This window comes from Brevibacterium paucivorans (assembly GCF_016907735.1).
Lineage (GTDB): Bacteria > Actinomycetota > Actinomycetes > Actinomycetales > Brevibacteriaceae > Brevibacterium > Brevibacterium paucivorans.
This window is the reverse complement of sequence record NZ_JAFBCP010000001.1, coordinates 786,687-804,012: the sequence shown is the minus strand read 5'-3', so window position 1 is coordinate 804,012 and position 17,326 is coordinate 786,687. Positions and strand designations below refer to the sequence as shown.

The window sequence follows — 17,326 nt, the reverse complement described above, 5'->3', positions numbered from 1 at the left end:
CAGGACGGAAGCCACGCAGTGGCTACCGTCATCCACAGAGTTCCTCCACCTATTTGGCGGCCAGGGTGACGTTCAGATCAGTGGGTTGACCACCTCGGACGACTGTGAGTTTGACCGTGTCACCCTCCTTCTTTGAACGCGTGAGAGCTTGGAGGCTCACAGCTCCATTCACGGGGGTGTCGTTAAACGCCACGATGTGATCGCCCTTGTTGAGGCCACCTTGCTCAGCTGGCGAACCGTTTTCCACATCGTCAACGACAGCTGAACCGACCGTCACACCACTTCTGGAGACGTCTCCAGAGACGATTTTCACGCCCAGATACGCGTGCCTTGCCTGCCCAGTATCAATGAGCTGGTCGGCAATCCATGTCGCCTGCGCAATCGGAATGGCGAACCCGATACCGATCGAACCAGCTTGACCGCTCTCGGCAGTGCCTGGTAGCGCGGCCGCAGAGCTGTTGACCCCAATCACTTTCCCGGCCCCGTTCACCAGCGGGCCACCGGAGTTACCGGGGTTGATTGCCGCGTCGGTTTGGATCGCGTTAGTGATCGTAGCGACCTCCGGCTGGTCGCTCTTGCCTGGGTTTGCCGTGGCTACGGGGCGGTTGAGTGCGGAAACGATTCCTGTTGTCACGGTGTCGGCCAATCCCAGTGGGTTACCCAATGCCATGACAGGCTCGCCCACTTTGAGAGCATCCGAGTTGCCCACAGGAAGCGCGTCGACACCTCGGGGGACATCCTTCATTTTCAAAACGGCGACGTCAGTTTCCGGGTCGCGGCCAACAATTTCCGCAGCCACGGTGGCGCCACTTCGGAAGACAGCTTTGACCTCGCCACCGGCGGAGTCTCCGCTTGCAACCACGTGGTTGTTGGTGACGATAAACAGGCTGTCGCTGTCTTTGTTCTTGTACACGAACCCGGACCCAAGTTCGCCTACTTTTCCGTCGCGCCCCACCTGGATGGCGACCACGCTCTTGGCTGCGTCGGAGGCGATGGAGGCCCAGTCGGGAACGTCAGCGGTCTTGATCTTCTCGTCTGCAGTCGAGGTCTCTTGTGCAGAAGTGGAGTTCTGTAGTGACTGCAGGGCGTAGGTGGCGCCGGCTCCTATTCCGCCGGCAAGAAGGGCCGCGACCGTTGCGATCGCAATGACGCCGCCCCATGATGGCCCCTTGCGTTCTTTGGGTGTCGAGGCGGCCCCAGGTTGGGGTGTCACGGCCGTTGGCGTGTGGTCGGGTGCGGGAGCTGAGCCAAATGAGTTTTGGTAACCGTTGTTCCCGTATCCCGAACTCTGCTGAGGTGCCATGGGCTGCTGGGGTTGGGCGGGTTGCTGTGGTTGTTGTTCTGCCGGTGGAAACGTGCGAGGGAACGATTGATCGTCAGGGCCTGACCCTGGACCGAACGGGTTGTTACTCACTGTTGTTCCTTTCTGGGTTCTTCCGGCGGGATAGGCAGGTCGACGCGGAACGTTGCGCCACCTCCTGGTGTGGGCTGTACGGAAATTTTTCCGTGGTGCGACTCGACAATTGCTTTGACAATCGAGAGCCCTAGGCCGGAGCCTCCCGTGTCACGTGTTCGCGACGCGTCGAGGCGGTAGAAGCGTTCAAAAATGCGTGGGACGTCCTCGGGGTCGATTCCGTCACCGTGGTCGCGGACCTCAAACCTAACCCGGCCTGCGGGGAAGCCCTTGTAACTGTCCGACACCTGTACGCCCATGGTGTTGACGTCAGGGGTAATTGCGTGGTTGGACTGTTCGGTGAGAGGTTCGCGTTTGAGAATGCGGCTGGTGAGCGACTTTGTGCGGGCGAGCTGGGTAGGTTTGTCCTTCCCACCTTTATCTTTGCCGGTTTTGTCTTTGCCAGCTCTGTCCTTGCCGGTTTTATCCTTGCTAACCCTGTCGTTCTCGGAGCCAGTGTCGCGAACGGGGACACCCACAGTGCCCACGGCAAACTCGATTGCGGTGCCTGCTGGCGTGTGGCGGACCGCGTTGCCTGCGAGGTTCACGATGACCTGACGAATCTTAGATTCTGCTCCGTAGATTTTTGGAACGGGTTTAGCGTCAGTGCCGTCTAGGGCGATGAAGCTGATGTCGCGGTCGGGTGCTTGTGCGGCTGCGTCGGCAGCCGCGTCGCGGACAACGGCGCCGAGGTCGATCCAACCGGTCTCGACCTGTCGCCTTTCGTCGAGGCGGGCCAAAGTGACCAAGTCTTCAACGAGGACTCCCATGCGTTTGGCTTCGGCTTCGATTCGGCTCATTGCCTGGCCAACCATTTCGGGGTCCTTAACTGCGCCTTGCCGGTACAGTTCCGCGTACCCGCGAATGGTGACGAGCGGGGTTCGCAGTTCGTGGGAGGCATCTGACACGAACTGACGAATCCGGTTTTCGCTTCGACGTCGACTGTCGAACGAATCCTCAATGTGCCCCAGCATGGTGTTCAGGGCAGCGGAAAGGCGCCCCACCTCGGTGTTGCGAGGGTACTCAGGAACACGTTGCGAGAGATCCCCGTCAGCGATCCGAGAGGCCGTTTCTTCAATCTCTTTCAGGGGACGGAACGTGTTGGTGATGGCGAAATAACCCACGCCCGCCACGATCGCCAGCGCCAGCATTCCGATACCCACAATCGTGTTCTGGGTGTATTCGCTAATGCCGTCAATATCGCGGTCGAACGGCACGCCAATTGCGACCACAATGTCGGAGTCCTGGACATGCAGAGCTAGGACTCGCCACTGCGACTTGGTGCCCGGCACGCTAAACGGCTGCCCCTGCATATCGCTGACTTTTTGCTCATCGATGGTGGGCAAGATTGGCACATTGGTTTCAGAAGGTGCCAGAGGCGAGCCGATTTCCTGGCCGCCTTGGGTAAAGAACTGCACATAGTAGCTACCGGGCAAAAGTTTGCGAACGGATTCGCTCGTTTCTGACCGAGGCTTAATGGGAGAGGGCGTCAACACCTGTTCAGCCGCTTGAATAGCGAGTGCCTGCGAGGCGTTGACGAGCCTCTCGTCTGTGCGTTCAATCAGGCTGGCGCGCAGGTTTTCTAGGGTCCACGCCCCGGTTCCGGTCAGAACCAGAGTCATGAGGGTCATCATGATGGTGAGCAGTTTGGTGGTGAGAGACCAACTGTCCCAGAGAGGCGCTTTGCCCGAGTTGCTGTGGCGTGCCGTGAGAGACGGAACCACGTTTACTTAGATTCGGGTGTCCGAAGCATGTAGCCGACCCCGCGCTTGGTTTGGATCATGGGGGTCCATTCCATCTCAATGGGGTTGCCAGCTTCGTCCGTGTCTGGAGCAACGTCGATTTTGCGACGCAGGTACGAAATGTAGGACTCGACGATACCGGTGTCTCCGCCGAAGTCGTATTCCCACACGTGATCCAGGATCTGTGACTTGGACAGTACGCGGTTGGCGTTGAGCATGAGGTAACGCAACAGCTTGAATTCGGTGGGGGAGAGGTCGATGTAGATGCCTGCGCGACGTACTTCGTGCGTGTCGTCGTCGAGTTCGAGGTCTCCAGCGTTGAGAACAGCGTCGTCTTCTTCGTCGAGTGCGTGCGTGCGGCGAAGAACAGCACGAATACGGGCAACGACCTCTTCGAGGCTGAAAGGTTTGGTGACGTAGTCATCGCCACCAACTGTGAGGCCAGTGATCTTGTCTGAGGTGTCGTCGCGAGCGGTCAGGAACACCACGGGCATGTGCTTGCCTGCTTGACGCAGACGACGTGTGACGGTGAACCCGTCCATGTCGGGGAGCATGACGTCGAGGACCAAAAGGTCCGGGTCGTTCTGCTCGGCCAGGCGCAAGGCGTCGGCGCCGTTGGCGGCTGAGACAACATCAAAGCCTGCAAAGCGCAGGCTGGTGGAAAGAAGTTCGCGAATGTTTGGTTCGTCGTCAACGACGAGCAGGGTAGCTTCGACGTCGGTGTTGTCGTGCTGAGTAGTCATGATTCCAGTGTGCGCCTTGATTCTGGACGTTTCCTGGATTTAACCTGCATGTGAATGTGCGATTCATCACACTTGTCTCAACGCTGTTGCGAGACACTCTTGACCGTATAAATAGCGGTCTGCTCCAATATCGCTTGATGTGACTATCTGTTTGATACGTGAGGGGGTACGCGATGACGACACGACCAACGCTGTGGGGTTTTGTTCTCACTTTAATTTCCGTTGTGGCTTTTGCTTTAGCCGCTCCAATTGCTAAGACGATGTATGCGTCGGATTGGTCGGCCGGTGGCGTGACGTTTGCGCGCCTGACCGGCTGCGCGGCCCTCCTCATGGTCCCTGCCTTGTGGGCGATGCGCGGAAAGTGGGAAAGCCTCAAAGGCAACTACGTCCGTGTCATCACTTACGGTGTTGTGACCATGGCTGGTGTTCAGCTGCTGTTCTTCTTGGCAGTCGAACGGCTCAAACCGTCCATCGCTCTGCTGCTGGAAATGACGGCACCCATCTTGATCGTGCTCTTCTTGTGGATCCGCACGCGCGTGAACCCTGCCGTTGCCACGTTGGTGGGAATGGTGGTGGCCATGGCCGGTGTGGTCATTGTTTTGGACCCCCGAGGTGCCACGTTGGACATGCTGGGTGTCCTGTATGCGATGGCTGCAGCAGGGTGCTTGGCAACGTTCTTTGTCATGTCTGCGCGTTCCGATATGGGTGTATCTACAGTCCCCCTCCTGGCGTTTGGAATGGGGGTGGGCGCGACTGTCGTCGCGTTGGTCTGCGCGGTGGGGCTGGTGCCGTTCAAAATTTCGTATGAGCCGGTGACGGTCGCGCACTTCACGATCCCGTGGTGGGCCGCCGTTGTCGCGATTGTCCTGGTGACGATCTTTGCGTATGTGACTGGTGTGATCGGTCTGCAACTCATCGGTGCCACAGTGGGAAGCTTCTTAAACCTGTTGGAAGTTCCGGCATCGGTTCTGGCGTCGTGGTGGATGCTGGGCGACCTCCCTACGTATGTGCAACTGTGCGGTGGGGTTGTCGTTTTGGCTGGAGTCGTCTTCGTCAAGCTGGGTGAAAACGCGCAGATGAAGCGCGAGCGTGTGCGCATCGAAGATATCGACCCGGCAACTGGCCAGATTCCCGTCATCGTGGAGGAGCCAGACGAGGACGAACATGCACTGGACGATCCTCCTTCACAGGCCCCTTCGCAGACCAACCCTGCGGACACCTCGGCCGAGGTAGTTTCCAAGGTACGCTCAACCGAACGTTAGTCCCGGGGGAAGTTTTCGATGGTGTAGGAGTACCCCTGCTCGGTGAGGAAGCGCCGTCGGTGCTGCGCGAAGTCTTCGTCGATGGTGTTCGACGTGACGATCGTGTAGAAGGTGGCCGGGAGCGCGTTTTCTTTTGGCCGTAGGATCCTGCCTAGCCGCTGCGCTTCTTCTTGCCTGGAGCCGAAGGATCCGGATACCTGAATGGCGACGGATGCCTGCGGGAGGTCAACGGAGAAGTTGGCGACTTTGGACACCACGAGAACTCGTACGTCACCGTTGCGGAAGTCTTCGTAGAGGCGCTCGCGTTCCGCCTCGGGAGTCCTACCGGTCAGAACGGGAGCGTTGAGCGCGTCACCCAGTTCCTCGAGCTGATCCAAGTACTGCCCAATCACCAGGATTTGGGCATCGGGGTGCTTGTTCACGATGTGCGTGGTGGCCCGTACTTTGGCTTCGCAGCTGGCGGCTAATCGGTACCGGTTCTCGCCTTCTGCATTGGCGTAGGTGGTGCGCAGGTCCCGGTCCAGTTTGACGCGAATTTCGTGGCACGTTGCTGTTGCGATATGCCCGGCTGCCTCGATTTCTTTCCACGGAACGTCGAACTGCTTGGGCCCAATGAGCGAGAAGACTTCTTCTTCGCGCCCGTCTTCGCGTACCAGGGTGGCGGTGAGCCCTAGTCTGCGCCTGGCTTGGAGTCCTGCGGTGAGGCGGAAAACGGGGGCGGGAAGCAGGTGGACTTCGTCGTAGATCACCAGTCCCCAGTTGCGCGCGTCCAGCAGTTCCAGGTGTAGATACGACCCTTTTCGGCGGGTGGTGAGGACCTGGTAGGTGGCGATCGTGACGGGGCGAATCTGTTTGAGGTTCCCGGAGTATTCGCCGATCTCCTCCGGCGTCAAACTGGTTCTGCGCAACAGTTCAGCTTTCCACTGTTTAGCCGAAACAGAGTTTGTCACCAGGATCAGCGTGGTGGTTTGCACCTGGGCCATGGTGGCTGCGCCCACCACGGTTTTGCCTGCGCCACACGGCAGGACCACGACCCCCGATTCGCCGTGAATAAACGCGTCGATGGCACGTTGTTGGTAATCGCGCAGGCTCCACGTATTGCTCAGCCCAATAGTGTGGGCTTCACCGCTGATGTAGCCGGCGCGGTCGGCGACGGGGTGGCCCAGTTTGAGGAGCCGGTGCTTGAGTTCACCGCGCTCTGACGGGTACACCTCGGTGGATTCTTCGTCGATTCTTTGGCCCAGGATTCCCTGCATGTCCGGGTGTGCGCGCAACCGCTCCAGTAGGGTGGCATCCGTGGACTGGAGAGTCAACCCGTGCGTGGGGTGGTCGATCAGCGTGAGGACACCAAACCGGTCCATCGTGTCGACAATGTCGACTAAAAGTTCGTGTGGTACAGGAAACTTGGCGTACTCCAACAGCGTGTTCACGACTGATTCCGCGTCGTAACCGCTGGCGCGAGCATTCCACAACCCCAGTGGGGTGATCGTGTAGGTGTGAACGTATTCGGGAGTCTTGGCCAGTTGCGCAAACGGTGCGATCGCTAAGCCCGCCACCTGCGCGTCCGGGTGCCCTGACTCCAAAAGAAGCGTGCGGTCTGACTGAACAATTAGAGGCCCGCTCATGACACCTCCTTGCTGGGTTGCGCTGCGATCACTCTGACCAGCGGGACGGTCACTTCCCCGGAACTGCGACGACCTCGGACCATTCCACCCGCGACCGCGACGGGAGTGAGCGTCACCGCTTTGCGGTCACCAGCCGCGGTCGCAACGGTGAGTGTGAGCGGGGTGCGTGAGTCGATCGCATCCCGGATCGTCCCCGCGATTGTGGTGGGTGCTCCTTGAGGTTCGCCGGGGTGGGACATGAGTGTGTCATAGAACGCGCCGAGGTCGTTCATCCGGGTGGTGCGTGTGCGCACTGGGCGCGTGTTTGAGGGGACGCGAGCCCGGGTGGGGGCCGGTGCCGAGGACTTCATGACGTCGATTCCGTGCGTGGACAGGAGTACGCTTAAGCGTTCCGGTCCCACGCTGGAAATTGCCACGGTGGGCGCGACCCGGGTGAGTTTCGCGGCTGCGAAGAGGGGGTCGGCGATGAGCGGGTCGAGTTCTTCGGGGTCGTTGACCACAATGACGCCGCGGGCAGCGGAAACGGTGACGCGACCCAGTTTGGCGGCAGTGTCACGGATGAGGAAGTCCAACGGGCCGGGCACCTCGGTTGAGGAAACGCGTTCGATGAGCTCAAGAATCGCTGCTGTTGACAGCCCCGACTCCAGAGCGCGGGTGATCGATGCGGGGGTGAAGCGGTACACGGTTCCTTGCCCGCGAGTTTCGACGGTTGCGACTTGGTCCAGGACCGTCGCGGTTTCTGGGTGCAAGGGGCCCGTGGCTATAGCGGTGAGGTCGGACTGGGTGATCACCGTGCGTTCCAGCTCAGGGAGGAGCGACGTGACCATCTGTGCGAAGTCATCTGGGGCGGCCAGGCGGTCGCGGTCAAACCACAAGGGGCTGAGCTCAGCCGTCATGTGCGATGTCACATGTTCGGCAAGTGTTGCGCCTAAGTGCGTGAGCCCGCATGCGTCGGTGGCGTGGAACGGGGTGAACGTGAGCCCTAAGTGTTCAGCTTCGGTAAGTACGTGCCGAACAGTGGGTTCGTCGAAACCGCGGGTGAGTGGGTGGCTGAACTGCGCATGGGCCACCAAGTCCGAGGTGGTAATCGCCTGCTGATCAGGCGCAAGTTCGCTGAGTAGGGTCAACACCTGGTACCGGGCGAACGGCATGACCGGGCGGGGTGCAGGTGGTGGTTGGTGGTTGCCCAGAACGTGGACTTTTTCGTCGTTCCAGGTGGTTCCTGCGGCCACGTGAAGCGGGTTGGACACTAGGCTGAGCCAGCTGTTGACGACTGACACATACGCCGCCGCACGGTCGTCGTTAAATGTGTCCCAGGCAACTGTGGGCATCCACTGGGGGTCGTCGTGTGAGTCGCCCACGCCAATGAGTCCCAGCGCGCGTGCTACTTCCAGCAAGAACACCACGGTGGGAACCTCCGCCGAGGTGCGGGCCGCCAAAGTGGACACATCTCGTTTGCCTATCCCACCTCGGACCAGTTGGGAAGGTTTGAGAGCCGCGAGCGCTTCCACGACAGCGCCGAGGTCTGTCAAGACTTGGTTGACCGCCGCCGCGGCGGCGTTCGTGGGTACATTGTGTGGAACTGTGATCTGTTCCGGTTGGGCTGGGGAGGGGCGGTCTGCCCACGCGGGAGGCGTCGCCGTTGCGGCGGCCGAGGTGGGCAGGATTGCAATGGTCTCTGGTTGAATGCGGTAACCGTTGCCGGAAGGCCAAGCGAGGGCCGTGTTGATGAGAGCTGTGAGCGCGGGGCCTTCTTGCAGGTCCGTGATGACTGGCTGTGTGCGTGCGCTACGGGCCATTGCCCATGCCAACTGAAGCTGTTGCGCGTTGAGCGACTCCAGACCCACGGCTACCGCAGCACGGGAAGAAGCGAGACCGGCTAAGCGTTGAAACGATGCGGTGTCAGAACGGACAAGGTCACGGCGGCACTCTAAAACAGCCATGAGTGATTCCTTGGGTGCGGAGCTAATCCACGACGCAAATGACACAGTAGACATCTCGACTCAGTATAGTACTCGCGTGGGGGAGGTGTCGGGAGAGTGCGAAGCACGGTATAATATTCGAACAACACGCGTATTTACGGGCTCGCTTGAAGCGGGTTCGCCACTGTATTTACGAACTGTATTTACCATCGGCCCAGCATCTGGGCCATTGTTTTTGCTGAAGGAAGGAGGCCGCATGACCGGTGACAGACAAGACCGCGTACCTCAACGACCGTCGACCATGACGGGGTCGGACTTCCTTCTGGCCGTGTTAGCGCTGGTCTTCTCGATCGCAGGAGCGTTAGCAGTAGCCGCGGTGGTTCTCATGGGAGTACGAGACCATACGCCGCCTACATTCCTGATGGCCATTGCATATGTCGCCTCGCCACTCGGAATTCTGTTACTGGGTGTGCTGTGGGTCCGCATGGTCATGAAGCGTCGCAAAGCGTAAATCTCTTCCTTCTATATCTTCAAGATTCTTATCTCATCTCCGAAAGGAAACAATTATGCCTATTGGTCGTGTTAAATGGTTTGACCAAGAAAAAGGATTCGGCTTTGTCACAAGCGACGAAGGCGACATGTTCTTGCACCAGTCAGCTCTTCCAGACGGTGTGAAAGTAGCGCCCGGAACACGTCTCGAATTCGACGTTGTTGACGGGCGCCGCGGAAAGCAGGTTCTCAAGGCTCGCCTTGTGGACGGACCCAAGCGGAACCGTGACCCCAAGAAGTCGGCCGATATGATCGATGATGTCATTACACTGCTTGAAGACACTTCGGCGGGACTTCGTCAGGGCCGATTCCCTGACCCTGTGTTCTCGAATAAGGTCGCTGAAGTGCTCAGGCACATCGCAGACGACCTGGAGGGCTAATGAGCGGTCTGTTTACCGCATGGCTCGAATCTGTGGATCCTGGTTCCACGATGGAACTGGACCCAGTACTCGAGAACGCTGTCGACATTGCGCGGCGGGCACTTCTTGACGTTGTACCCGCCGAGGTCGTGGGTGAGCACATCGGTGTCACCTGCGAAGCGCGGTGTAGCGCCACCCACACGTTCGCGTGTTTGGATCCGGCGTACCCCGGATGGGCGTGGACGGCCGTCATTGCGCGTGCCCCAGAAGAAGATGCTCCCGTCACCGTGTGTGAAACTGCTTTGTTGCCCGGTGACCAAGCCCTGACAGCGCCCAAGTGGGTTCCCTGGCAAGACCGTATCCAGCCAGGTGACCTGGGCGTGCGGGACGTCTTGCCAAAGAAGGACTTTGACGACAACTTAGAAGGTGGCTTCGAGCAGGTCGAGGTGGTCGCAGGCGACAACGTCGACCAGATTCCTAACTACGAATTGGGTCTGGGGCGTGTGCGCGTCCTGTCACCTACCGGTCTGACACGTGCCGCTTCCCGGTGGGAGCGTTCCGAGTCTGGTTCCGAGGGTGACTACGCGCGCCACGCTTCCGCACACTGCTCCACATGCGGGTACCTGTTGCCGATCGCGGGTTCGTTGCGTATGCAATTTGGTGTGTGTACCAACGAGTGGTCGCCGTTTGATGGGCGAGTGGTGTCGCTGGACGCAGGGTGTGGTGCGCACTCAGAAACTGATGCGCGTAAACGCCGCGACGAAACACCGCAAGCGGTTGTCGACGACAAGGTCGAACACTTCGACATGGTGGACACCTCGGGATCAGAAACTTCAACAGACTCCGATGACACCGCCCAGGGCAACCAAACGGAACACTGACGTAGAGTACGTAAATAAACGGTTGTGGACGACCGCTTAAAGGGGAGCGGGTAGGAGGACACGCGCAATGGGGGCGGGCACATGAGCTCGACATTCCGCTCATTGAGCGAGCCCAATTACCGGAACTGGTTCGCAGCAGCTCTTACCTCTAACACCGGTATGTGGATGCAACGCACCGCCCAAGACTGGTTGGTGCTCACCGAACTTACGGACCACAACGCCACTGCCTTGGGTATTGGTATGGCGTTGCAACTGGGTCCCCAGCTTCTCTTATTCCCGTTTGCTGGGGCGATAGCCGACCGATTCAGCAAACGCGGGGTACTCATGATCACGCAGGCTCTTCAAGGGGCCAGCGGTTTTGTCTTGCTGACCCTGTACCTAACCGGTGCGCTGACCATCTGGTGGGTGTACGGCATGTCTCTGTTCTTGGGCTTGGTCATGTGCGTGGACGCCCCAACCCGCCAGTCCTTCGTTTCAGAACTCGTGGGCGACCGCCTGCTACCCAACGCCGTTTCACTGAACTCAGCGTCCTTCAACGGGGCCCGCTTATTGGGTCCCGGGGTCGCGGGACTTTTGACCGCCTCGGTAGGGGCAGGAGTCGTGTTTGCGATCAGTGGCGTGGGCTATATTGCCACCCTGGCAGTGCTCATCTCACTAGATAAGTCTCGCCTGCACCCTTCGCCCAGATCCAAGGTCCGCGGTCTGAAATCTGTAGTGGGTGGTTTCAAATACATCAAAACACGCCCCGACATTGTGGTGGTCTTGTCGATCCTGTTCGTGATTTCGAGCTTGGGATTCAACTTCAATATCTTTTCCGCCACGATGGCGCGCGTGGAGTTCGGAAAGGACGCCGCTGGTTTTGGGCTCTTGTCCTCGATCATTGCGATTGGGTCAGTCGCAGGTGCTTTACGCTCGGCTAGCCGTGAAAAACCCAGGCTGCGATACGTGTTTTGGGCTGCCGGTGGATTCGGTTTTGTGGGGATTCTGGCTTCGGTCGCACCCACGTATGAACTGTTTGCGATCACGCTTGTGGGGGTTGGGTTTGTCACCATCACAATGCTGACGTCAGCCAATGGTTTTGTGCAGACCACAATTCCGGCACACGTGCGAGGTCGCGTCATGTCCATGTACACGGCAGTTCTCATGGGTGGGGGAGCCGTGGGTGCTCCGATCTCTGGATTTATCGCAAACACATACGGGCCACGAATAGCGCTACTGGTAGCAGGGGCGTCGGGAGTCATTGGGATATCGATTGGTGCGATCTGGATGATGACGGCGAAGAACCTTCGCGTCCACCGGGCCCGTTCGCGCAGGTTGGTGTACTTCACGTACGACGGGCAACACCCACACCCATAGCCGCATCAGGGTTCCGTAGACTGTGTGCGACGAAAGGAACTCGAATGACCGTGATGATCATTGCGACCGTGCTGTGTGCCTTGGCCATTTGTGTGGGGCTGATGGGGATTGTGATCCCCGTTCTACCCGGCTCAATCCTCATTTGGATCGCCAGCCTGGTGTGGGCAATTTTTGCCAACACAGTTCCCACCTGGATCGTTTTTGCGGTCATCACGCTGTGTATCGCTGCGGGAATGGCTTCATCGTGGGTGCTTACTGGTCGCAAACTCGCGAGCATGAAAATCCCCAAGTCCACCCTCCTCGTTTCGGGTGTCCTGGCTTTAGTGGGATTCTTCTTAATCCCGGTGGTAGGACTCCTGTTGGGCTTTGTCGTGGGCCTATTCGTGATGGAATATCAGCGTTTGAAAGACACCTCGGCTGCGTGGTCGTCGTCGTGGGAGATCCTCAAAACAGCGGCACTGGGCATCGTCGTTGAGCTGAGCTTCGCATCGATCGCGGCGCTCGCTTTCGCTATTGGGTGCTTCGTCTACTTCACATAGCGCAGTCGCGCCCGGCTCCGTGTCTCTTAGCGGTTGTCCAGCACGTAATCGATGCACGCAAGAAGCGCCTTGACATCTTCAGGCGGCACTGAGACGAACGTGGCGATGCGCAACTGATTGCGACCTAGCTTCCGGTAAGGCTCGACATCGACAACTCCGGAGGCGCGCAAAGTCTTTGCCACCTCGGCGGCGTCTACCGAGTCATCAAAATCCACGGTACACACAACAGCGGAGCGGTCCTGCACCTTGGTCACAAACGGGGTGGTTTCACTGCGCTTCTCAGCCCAGTCGTACACCAGCTGCGATGACGTGCGGGTGCGCTCCGTAGCCCAGTCCAAGCCGCCGTGGGTGTTGATCCATTCGATCTGTTCGGCCAGGAGCAACAGAGTGGACACCGCGGGGGTGTTGTAGGTCTGGTTCTTCCGCGAATTATCGATGGCCGTCACCAGATCCAGGGAAGCTGGAATCCAACGGCCGGACTCCTTGATTTCTTGTGCGCGCTGGAGGGCTCGCGGGCTCATGATCGCAACCCACAGGCCGCCGTCGGAGCCCATGTTCTTTTGAGGTGCGAAGTAGTACACGTCGGTTTGGGAGATGCCTACGGGGAGGCCACCGGCGGCTGAAGTTGCGTCGACGACCACTAAAGCGTCGTCGTCAATCCCGTGGGGGCGGACAATGTCGGTTGCCACACCCGTTGAGGTTTCGTTGTGGGGCCACGCGTACACGTCAACCCCGTCGGTTGCTTGTGGGGTGGTTGCGGTGCCGGGCTGGGCGTCAAAAATGACGGAGTCTTCTAGGAATGGGGCCTGTGCTGTGGCTTTTGCGAACTTGGAACCGAACTCGCCAAACTGCGCGTGCGCTGCACGCGAACGTACCAGGCAGAACGTTGCGACGTCCCAAAAGCAGGTGGATCCGCCGTTGCCCAGGACTACTTCGTAACCTTCCGGGAGTGAGAACAGCCGGTGGAGACCCTCGCGGACGCGCTTGACCAGGTCCTTTACGGGGGCTTGCCGGTGCGAGGTGCCTAGGACGGTGCGTCCGGCTTCAGCGAGCGCGGTGATTTGTTCGTCGCGGATGCGAGCCGGTCCGGCGCCAAAGCGACCATCGCGAGGGAGCAGTTCAGGCGGAATGGGTGTAAAAGTAGTCTCAGTCACATTTTCAAGTGTAGGGCGCGCGGAAGGTGCGGGTGCGGGCGGGTCCGTATTTTGTGCCGGTGGCCGGGCGGTAGGGTGCAGGTGCCCCGGCGATACTATTGGCCTATGAGTCATATTGAATCGCTTGCCACGACTCGAACCGAATACCAGGACAACGCATATGAGCTGGTGGGGGACAACCCGTTTGACCAGTTCAGCCGCTGGTATGAAGAGGTAGCTGAGCATGTGCATGAGCCCAACGCCATGGTGGTTTCGACTGTCGATGAAGACGGTCCGGATTCGCGCATTGTTCTGCTCAAGGAGTTCAGCCCGGACGGGTTTGTGTTCTTCACCAATTACGACTCGACGAAAGGACACCAGATCGCAGCAGACCCGCGGGTGGCGTTGGTGTTCCCGTGGCATTCGGCGCAGCGTCAGGTGCGCGTCCGAGGTGTTGCTGAGCGGGTTCCCGCCCAGCAGTCGGATGCGTATTTTGCGGTCAGGCCGCGGGGTTCGCAGATCGGTGCGATCGCGTCCCGGCAGTCCCAGCCGGTGGGTAGCCGCGCAGAGTTGGATGAGGCGTATGCCCGCGCCGAGGCGGCAGCTGGCGACCCTGTTACGCGGCCTGACAATTGGGGTGGGTACCTGGTGAAGGCGCACACGGTGGAGTTTTGGCATGGGCGTGAAAGTCGGTTGCACGACCGTTTTCAGGTGAGGGCTTCACAGGTGACGCGTTTGGATGACCCGGAGGCGTGGACAGCGCAACGGCTGTTTCCATAAGTCGCAGAGTGTTCTGGCCGAATAAAAGATGCCTAGCGATTTATCGGTTTCTTAATAGAATGATGAAATGGACCACTGACCAAGTGGTAGTCATGAGCTGAGGGGTATTGTGAAGGACCTGATCGACACGACCGAGATGTACCTCAAGACCATTGTGGAGCTTGAGGAGCAAGGGATCAGGCCATTGCGTGCTCGTATTGCTGAACGCCTCGAACACTCTGGTCCCACAGTGTCGCAAACGGTTGCGCGTATGGAGCGTGACGAACTTCTGATTGTGGATTCGGACCGGAGTCTTGAACTCACGGACTCGGGGCGTCAGTTGGCTACTTCGGTGATGCGTAAACACCGGTTAGCTGAACGGCTTTTGTTCGATGTGATCGGGTTGGATTGGGAGCTCGTTCACGATGAAGCGTGCCGGTGGGAGCACGTGATGAGTCGACAGGTAGAAGAGCGCTTGGTGAAGATGTTGCCATCAACTGCGACCAGTCCGTATGGCAATCCCATTCCGGGGTTGGAGGATCTGGGGCTGGAAACTGAAGCTGGGGCTCAGGCCCGCCCGCTGACGGACGTGGTCGCTAGGGATAAAGACGTGACGGTGAAGATCCAGTGGCTCGGTGAACCACTTCAGGTGGACACGTTTTTGTTGGGGCAGTTCAAGCGCACAGGCGTAGTGCCGGATGCCGTGGCTTCTCTGCGGGTCAACGGAGAGTACTTGACCTTGACCGTTGAAGGTGAGCCGGAGGTCTTGGACTTGCCACCTGAGACCGCCGACAACGTGTTTGTCACCGTGGTGTGACAAGCGACGCGATCCATTCGCGTGTAAGCACCACTGCGGAATCAGGCAGCGCTACGTGCGTCAGCTCAGTCCCACAGCGGTGCATACGACATGATTTCCTCTACTTCCGGTACTTCTTGAGTTCGTGGCGGGCAATGGTCATCTTGTGAACCTCGTCTGGTCCATCAGCAAGGCGCAAGGTACGCATGTGCGAGTACATCGAGGCCAGCGGGAAGTCGTTCGTGACACCGCCACCTCCGTGCACCTGGATCGCACGGTCAATGACCTTCAACGCCATGACAGGGGCTGCGACCTTAATCTCTGAAATGAGCGTGCGCGCTACCTTGTTACCCACCGTGTCCATCAGGTGCGCTGCGTGTAGGGTCAGCAGGCGCGCCTGGTCAATCTCGATACGCGACTCAGCAATCCAGTCCTGAATGTTCGCGCGCTGCGACAGCTTCTGACCAAAGGTCACACGCTCCTCAGCGCGCTTACACATGAGCTCAAGTGCGCGCTCAGCGCACCCAATCGCACGCATGCAGTGGTGGATGCGGCCCGGTCCCAAACGAGCCTGGCTGATCGCGAACCCTTCACCCTCGCCCTTGAGAACGTCCTTAGCCGGCACGCGCACCTGGTCGAATACCACCTCGGCGTGGCCCTCACGGTCGTCATATCCAAACACCGGCAGGTTGCGCACAATGGTGACGCCGGGAGCGTCAGCTGGTACCACCATCATGGACTGCTGGCGGTGAGTGTCAGCGTTAGGGTCAGTCTTGCCCATCACAATGAACACGCCCAGGTTGGGGTGCATCGCGTTGGACGCGAACCACTTGCGACCGTCCAGAATGTACTCGTCGCCGTCCTTCTTCATGAGCAACTCAATGTTGGTCGCATCCGAGCTGGCCACGGCGGGCTCCGTCATCGCGAAGGCCGATGCCATGGTCCCGTCCAGCAGAGGCTTCAGGTACTTTTCCTTGTGCTCATCGGTTCCGAACAGCGTGAACACTTCCATGTTCCCGGTGTCAGGAGCGTTACAGTTGATCGCTTCAGGGGCGATTTCAATGGACCGGCCGGTGATTTCGGCCAGCGGCGCGTATTCCGAGTTGGTCAGGCCCGGCCCCCACTCCGGGTGCGGGTGAAACAGGTTCCACAGGCCCTGGGACTTCGCTTCAGCCTTGAGGTCCTCCAGGACCTGCGGCATGCCGTGCGGCCCAACTTCGCGCATCTGTTCGCGGTACACCGGCTCAGCCGGGTACACGAACTCGTCCATAAACGCGTTGAGACGTCCTTCGTAGTCTTTTCCACGTTCGGTCTGTTCAAACATGTTTTACTCCTTGTGTTGGCTGGTGAGGGTGGTTTGGTAACGCTGCATTCCGGAAATCCATCGCTGATAGTCAGACCCCTTCATGCGGTACATATCGAGAACTTCAGGGTGGGGGAGAACCAGGAACTCGTTGTTCTCAACCCCGTCTAGCACAATCTGTGCCACGTGCTGTGGTTCGTGGACCGGGCCGGCTTGAGTCACGGCCGCGGCTGCGACTTTTTCCGTAACGTTCTGCGCAGTTGTGCCGGCTTGCAACATCGCAGTGTTCACTCCCATAGGGCACACGCATGTGACGTTGATGCCGTCACCGCCGTACGTGATGGCAAGCCATTCGGCGAATCCCACCGCCGCGTGCTTGGTGACGGAGTATTCCGCCTGCCCCAGTTGGGTGAGAAGGCCTGCCGCCGAGGCGGTCGACACAAAGTGCCCGCGTCCCCTCTCCTGCCACCCGGGGATCAGTAGCCTGGCCGCGCGGATGTGCGCTCGTAGGTTCACGTCGATGGCCATGTCCCACGTGTCCTCGTCGCCGAGCCCAGACTGCCCCATGATTCCCGCGTTTGCGAAGAACAGGTCGATTGGGCCGTATTCTTTTTCGGTTTCAGCGATGAGCGCTTCGATTCCAGCGACTGTTGATACGTCGCCGTGCCAACCGTGGCCCCCTAGCTTTGCTGCCACCTCGGTCACCGCCTCGGAGGCGTCCGCGACAACCACGCGGGCACCCCTGTTGACGAGTTCCGTTGCCAGGGCCTGCCCGATCCCGCCGGCGCCCCCGGTAACTACCGCGACGTTCCCGTTTACTTCCATGTGATCTCCTCTTCGAGCCCAATGAAGTCTGTAGAAACATCTTCACCGATCGATCGCTCGGGAGCAAATATTGTTTTAG

16 protein-coding genes are annotated in these 17,326 nt (G+C 59.2%); 8 read left to right on the top strand and 8 right to left on the bottom strand.

What is annotated here, in order from left to right; all coding sequences use genetic code 11:
* Positions 1 to 49 precede the first annotated feature (49 nt).
* The 3 genes from JOE56_RS03755 to JOE56_RS03745 all read right to left on the bottom strand — a co-directional run bounded on the left by JOE56_RS03755 (position 50) and on the right by JOE56_RS03745 (position 3,938).
* Positions 50 to 1,414, bottom strand: a complete 1,365-nt coding sequence (locus JOE56_RS03755; protein ID WP_204514896.1) for a trypsin-like peptidase domain-containing protein — start codon at positions 1,412 to 1,414, stop codon at positions 50 to 52.
* A complete protein-coding gene (locus JOE56_RS03750; RefSeq protein ID WP_204516057.1) occupies positions 1,411 to 3,084 on the bottom strand; it encodes a sensor histidine kinase in 1,674 nt (557 codons plus the stop codon). Before JOE56_RS03750 ends, JOE56_RS03755 begins: the two co-directional genes overlap by 4 nt.
* A 95-nt stretch (positions 3,085 to 3,179) precedes the next feature.
* Complete coding sequence (locus JOE56_RS03745; RefSeq protein WP_204514895.1) at positions 3,180 to 3,938, bottom strand: response regulator transcription factor; 759 nt, start codon at positions 3,936 to 3,938, stop codon at positions 3,180 to 3,182.
* A gap of 173 nt (positions 3,939 to 4,111) precedes the next feature.
* On the opposite strand from JOE56_RS03745, the gene JOE56_RS03740 reads away from it, so the two are divergent.
* Positions 4,112 to 5,200, top strand: a complete 1,089-nt coding sequence (locus JOE56_RS03740; protein WP_204514894.1) for an EamA family transporter — start codon at positions 4,112 to 4,114, stop codon at positions 5,198 to 5,200.
* On the opposite strand, the gene JOE56_RS03735 is transcribed toward JOE56_RS03740, so the two are convergent.
* Positions 5,197 to 6,825: a DNA repair helicase XPB gene (locus tag JOE56_RS03735; RefSeq protein WP_204514893.1), complete on the bottom strand. Its 1,629-nt coding sequence runs from the start codon at positions 6,823 to 6,825 to the stop codon at positions 5,197 to 5,199. The genes JOE56_RS03740 and JOE56_RS03735 overlap by 4 nt on opposite strands.
* Positions 6,822 to 8,822 carry a helicase-associated domain-containing protein gene (locus JOE56_RS03730; RefSeq protein WP_204514892.1) on the bottom strand — a complete coding sequence of 667 codons (2,001 nt, stop codon included), beginning with the start codon at positions 8,820 to 8,822 and terminating at the stop codon, positions 6,822 to 6,824. The genes JOE56_RS03735 and JOE56_RS03730 overlap by 4 nt, the downstream gene beginning before the upstream one ends.
* A gap of 181 nt (positions 8,823 to 9,003) precedes the next feature.
* On the opposite strand from JOE56_RS03730, the gene JOE56_RS03725 reads away from it, so the two are divergent.
* From JOE56_RS03725 to JOE56_RS03705, 5 genes are all read left to right on the top strand, one after another.
* Positions 9,004 to 9,258 (top strand): hypothetical protein, encoded by a 255-nt coding sequence (locus tag JOE56_RS03725; protein WP_204514891.1) that lies wholly within the window; start codon positions 9,004 to 9,006, stop codon positions 9,256 to 9,258.
* Between the two features lie 55 nt (positions 9,259 to 9,313).
* Positions 9,314 to 9,676, top strand: coding sequence for a cold-shock protein (locus JOE56_RS03720; RefSeq protein WP_102239088.1), 363 nt, complete (start codon positions 9,314 to 9,316; stop codon positions 9,674 to 9,676).
* A complete protein-coding gene (locus tag JOE56_RS03715) occupies positions 9,676 to 10,536 on the top strand; it encodes a DUF3027 domain-containing protein (protein ID WP_204514890.1) in 861 nt (286 codons plus the stop codon). Before JOE56_RS03720 ends, JOE56_RS03715 begins: the two co-directional genes overlap by 1 nt.
* An 81-nt stretch (positions 10,537 to 10,617) precedes the next feature.
* Complete coding sequence (locus JOE56_RS03710) at positions 10,618 to 11,892, top strand: MFS transporter (RefSeq protein ID WP_204514889.1); 1,275 nt, start codon at positions 10,618 to 10,620, stop codon at positions 11,890 to 11,892.
* Between the two features lie 44 nt (positions 11,893 to 11,936).
* Positions 11,937 to 12,431, top strand: a complete 495-nt coding sequence (locus JOE56_RS03705; protein WP_204514888.1) for a DUF456 domain-containing protein — start codon at positions 11,937 to 11,939, stop codon at positions 12,429 to 12,431.
* Positions 12,432 to 12,457: 26 nt separating this feature from the next.
* On the opposite strand, the gene serC is transcribed toward JOE56_RS03705, so the two are convergent.
* Positions 12,458 to 13,585 carry a phosphoserine transaminase gene (gene serC, locus JOE56_RS03700; RefSeq protein ID WP_204514887.1) on the bottom strand — a complete coding sequence of 376 codons (1,128 nt, stop codon included), beginning with the start codon at positions 13,583 to 13,585 and terminating at the stop codon, positions 12,458 to 12,460.
* 105 nt (positions 13,586 to 13,690) lie between these two features.
* Here serC and pdxH point away from each other — a divergent pair, with 105 nt between their 5' ends.
* Both pdxH and JOE56_RS03690 read left to right on the top strand, forming a co-directional pair.
* The gene (gene pdxH / locus JOE56_RS03695; RefSeq protein WP_204514886.1) at positions 13,691 to 14,344 is read left to right on the top strand and encodes a pyridoxamine 5'-phosphate oxidase; all 654 of its coding nucleotides are present in this window, start codon (positions 13,691 to 13,693) and stop codon (positions 14,342 to 14,344) included.
* A 109-nt stretch (positions 14,345 to 14,453) separates the two neighbouring features.
* Positions 14,454 to 15,140: an iron-dependent transcriptional repressor DtxR gene (locus JOE56_RS03690; RefSeq protein ID WP_204514885.1), complete on the top strand. Its 687-nt coding sequence runs from the start codon at positions 14,454 to 14,456 to the stop codon at positions 15,138 to 15,140.
* 100 nt (positions 15,141 to 15,240) lie between these two features.
* Here the strand turns inward: JOE56_RS03690 and JOE56_RS03685 are convergent, their stop codons facing one another.
* Positions 15,241 to 16,443, bottom strand: coding sequence for an acyl-CoA dehydrogenase family protein (locus tag JOE56_RS03685; protein ID WP_102239095.1), 1,203 nt, complete (start codon positions 16,441 to 16,443; stop codon positions 15,241 to 15,243).
* Positions 16,444 to 16,446: 3 nt separating this feature from the next.
* Positions 16,447 to 17,247 (bottom strand): SDR family oxidoreductase, encoded by an 801-nt coding sequence (locus JOE56_RS03680; RefSeq protein ID WP_204514884.1) that lies wholly within the window; start codon positions 17,245 to 17,247, stop codon positions 16,447 to 16,449.
* Between the last annotated feature and the right edge of the window lie 79 nt (positions 17,248 to 17,326).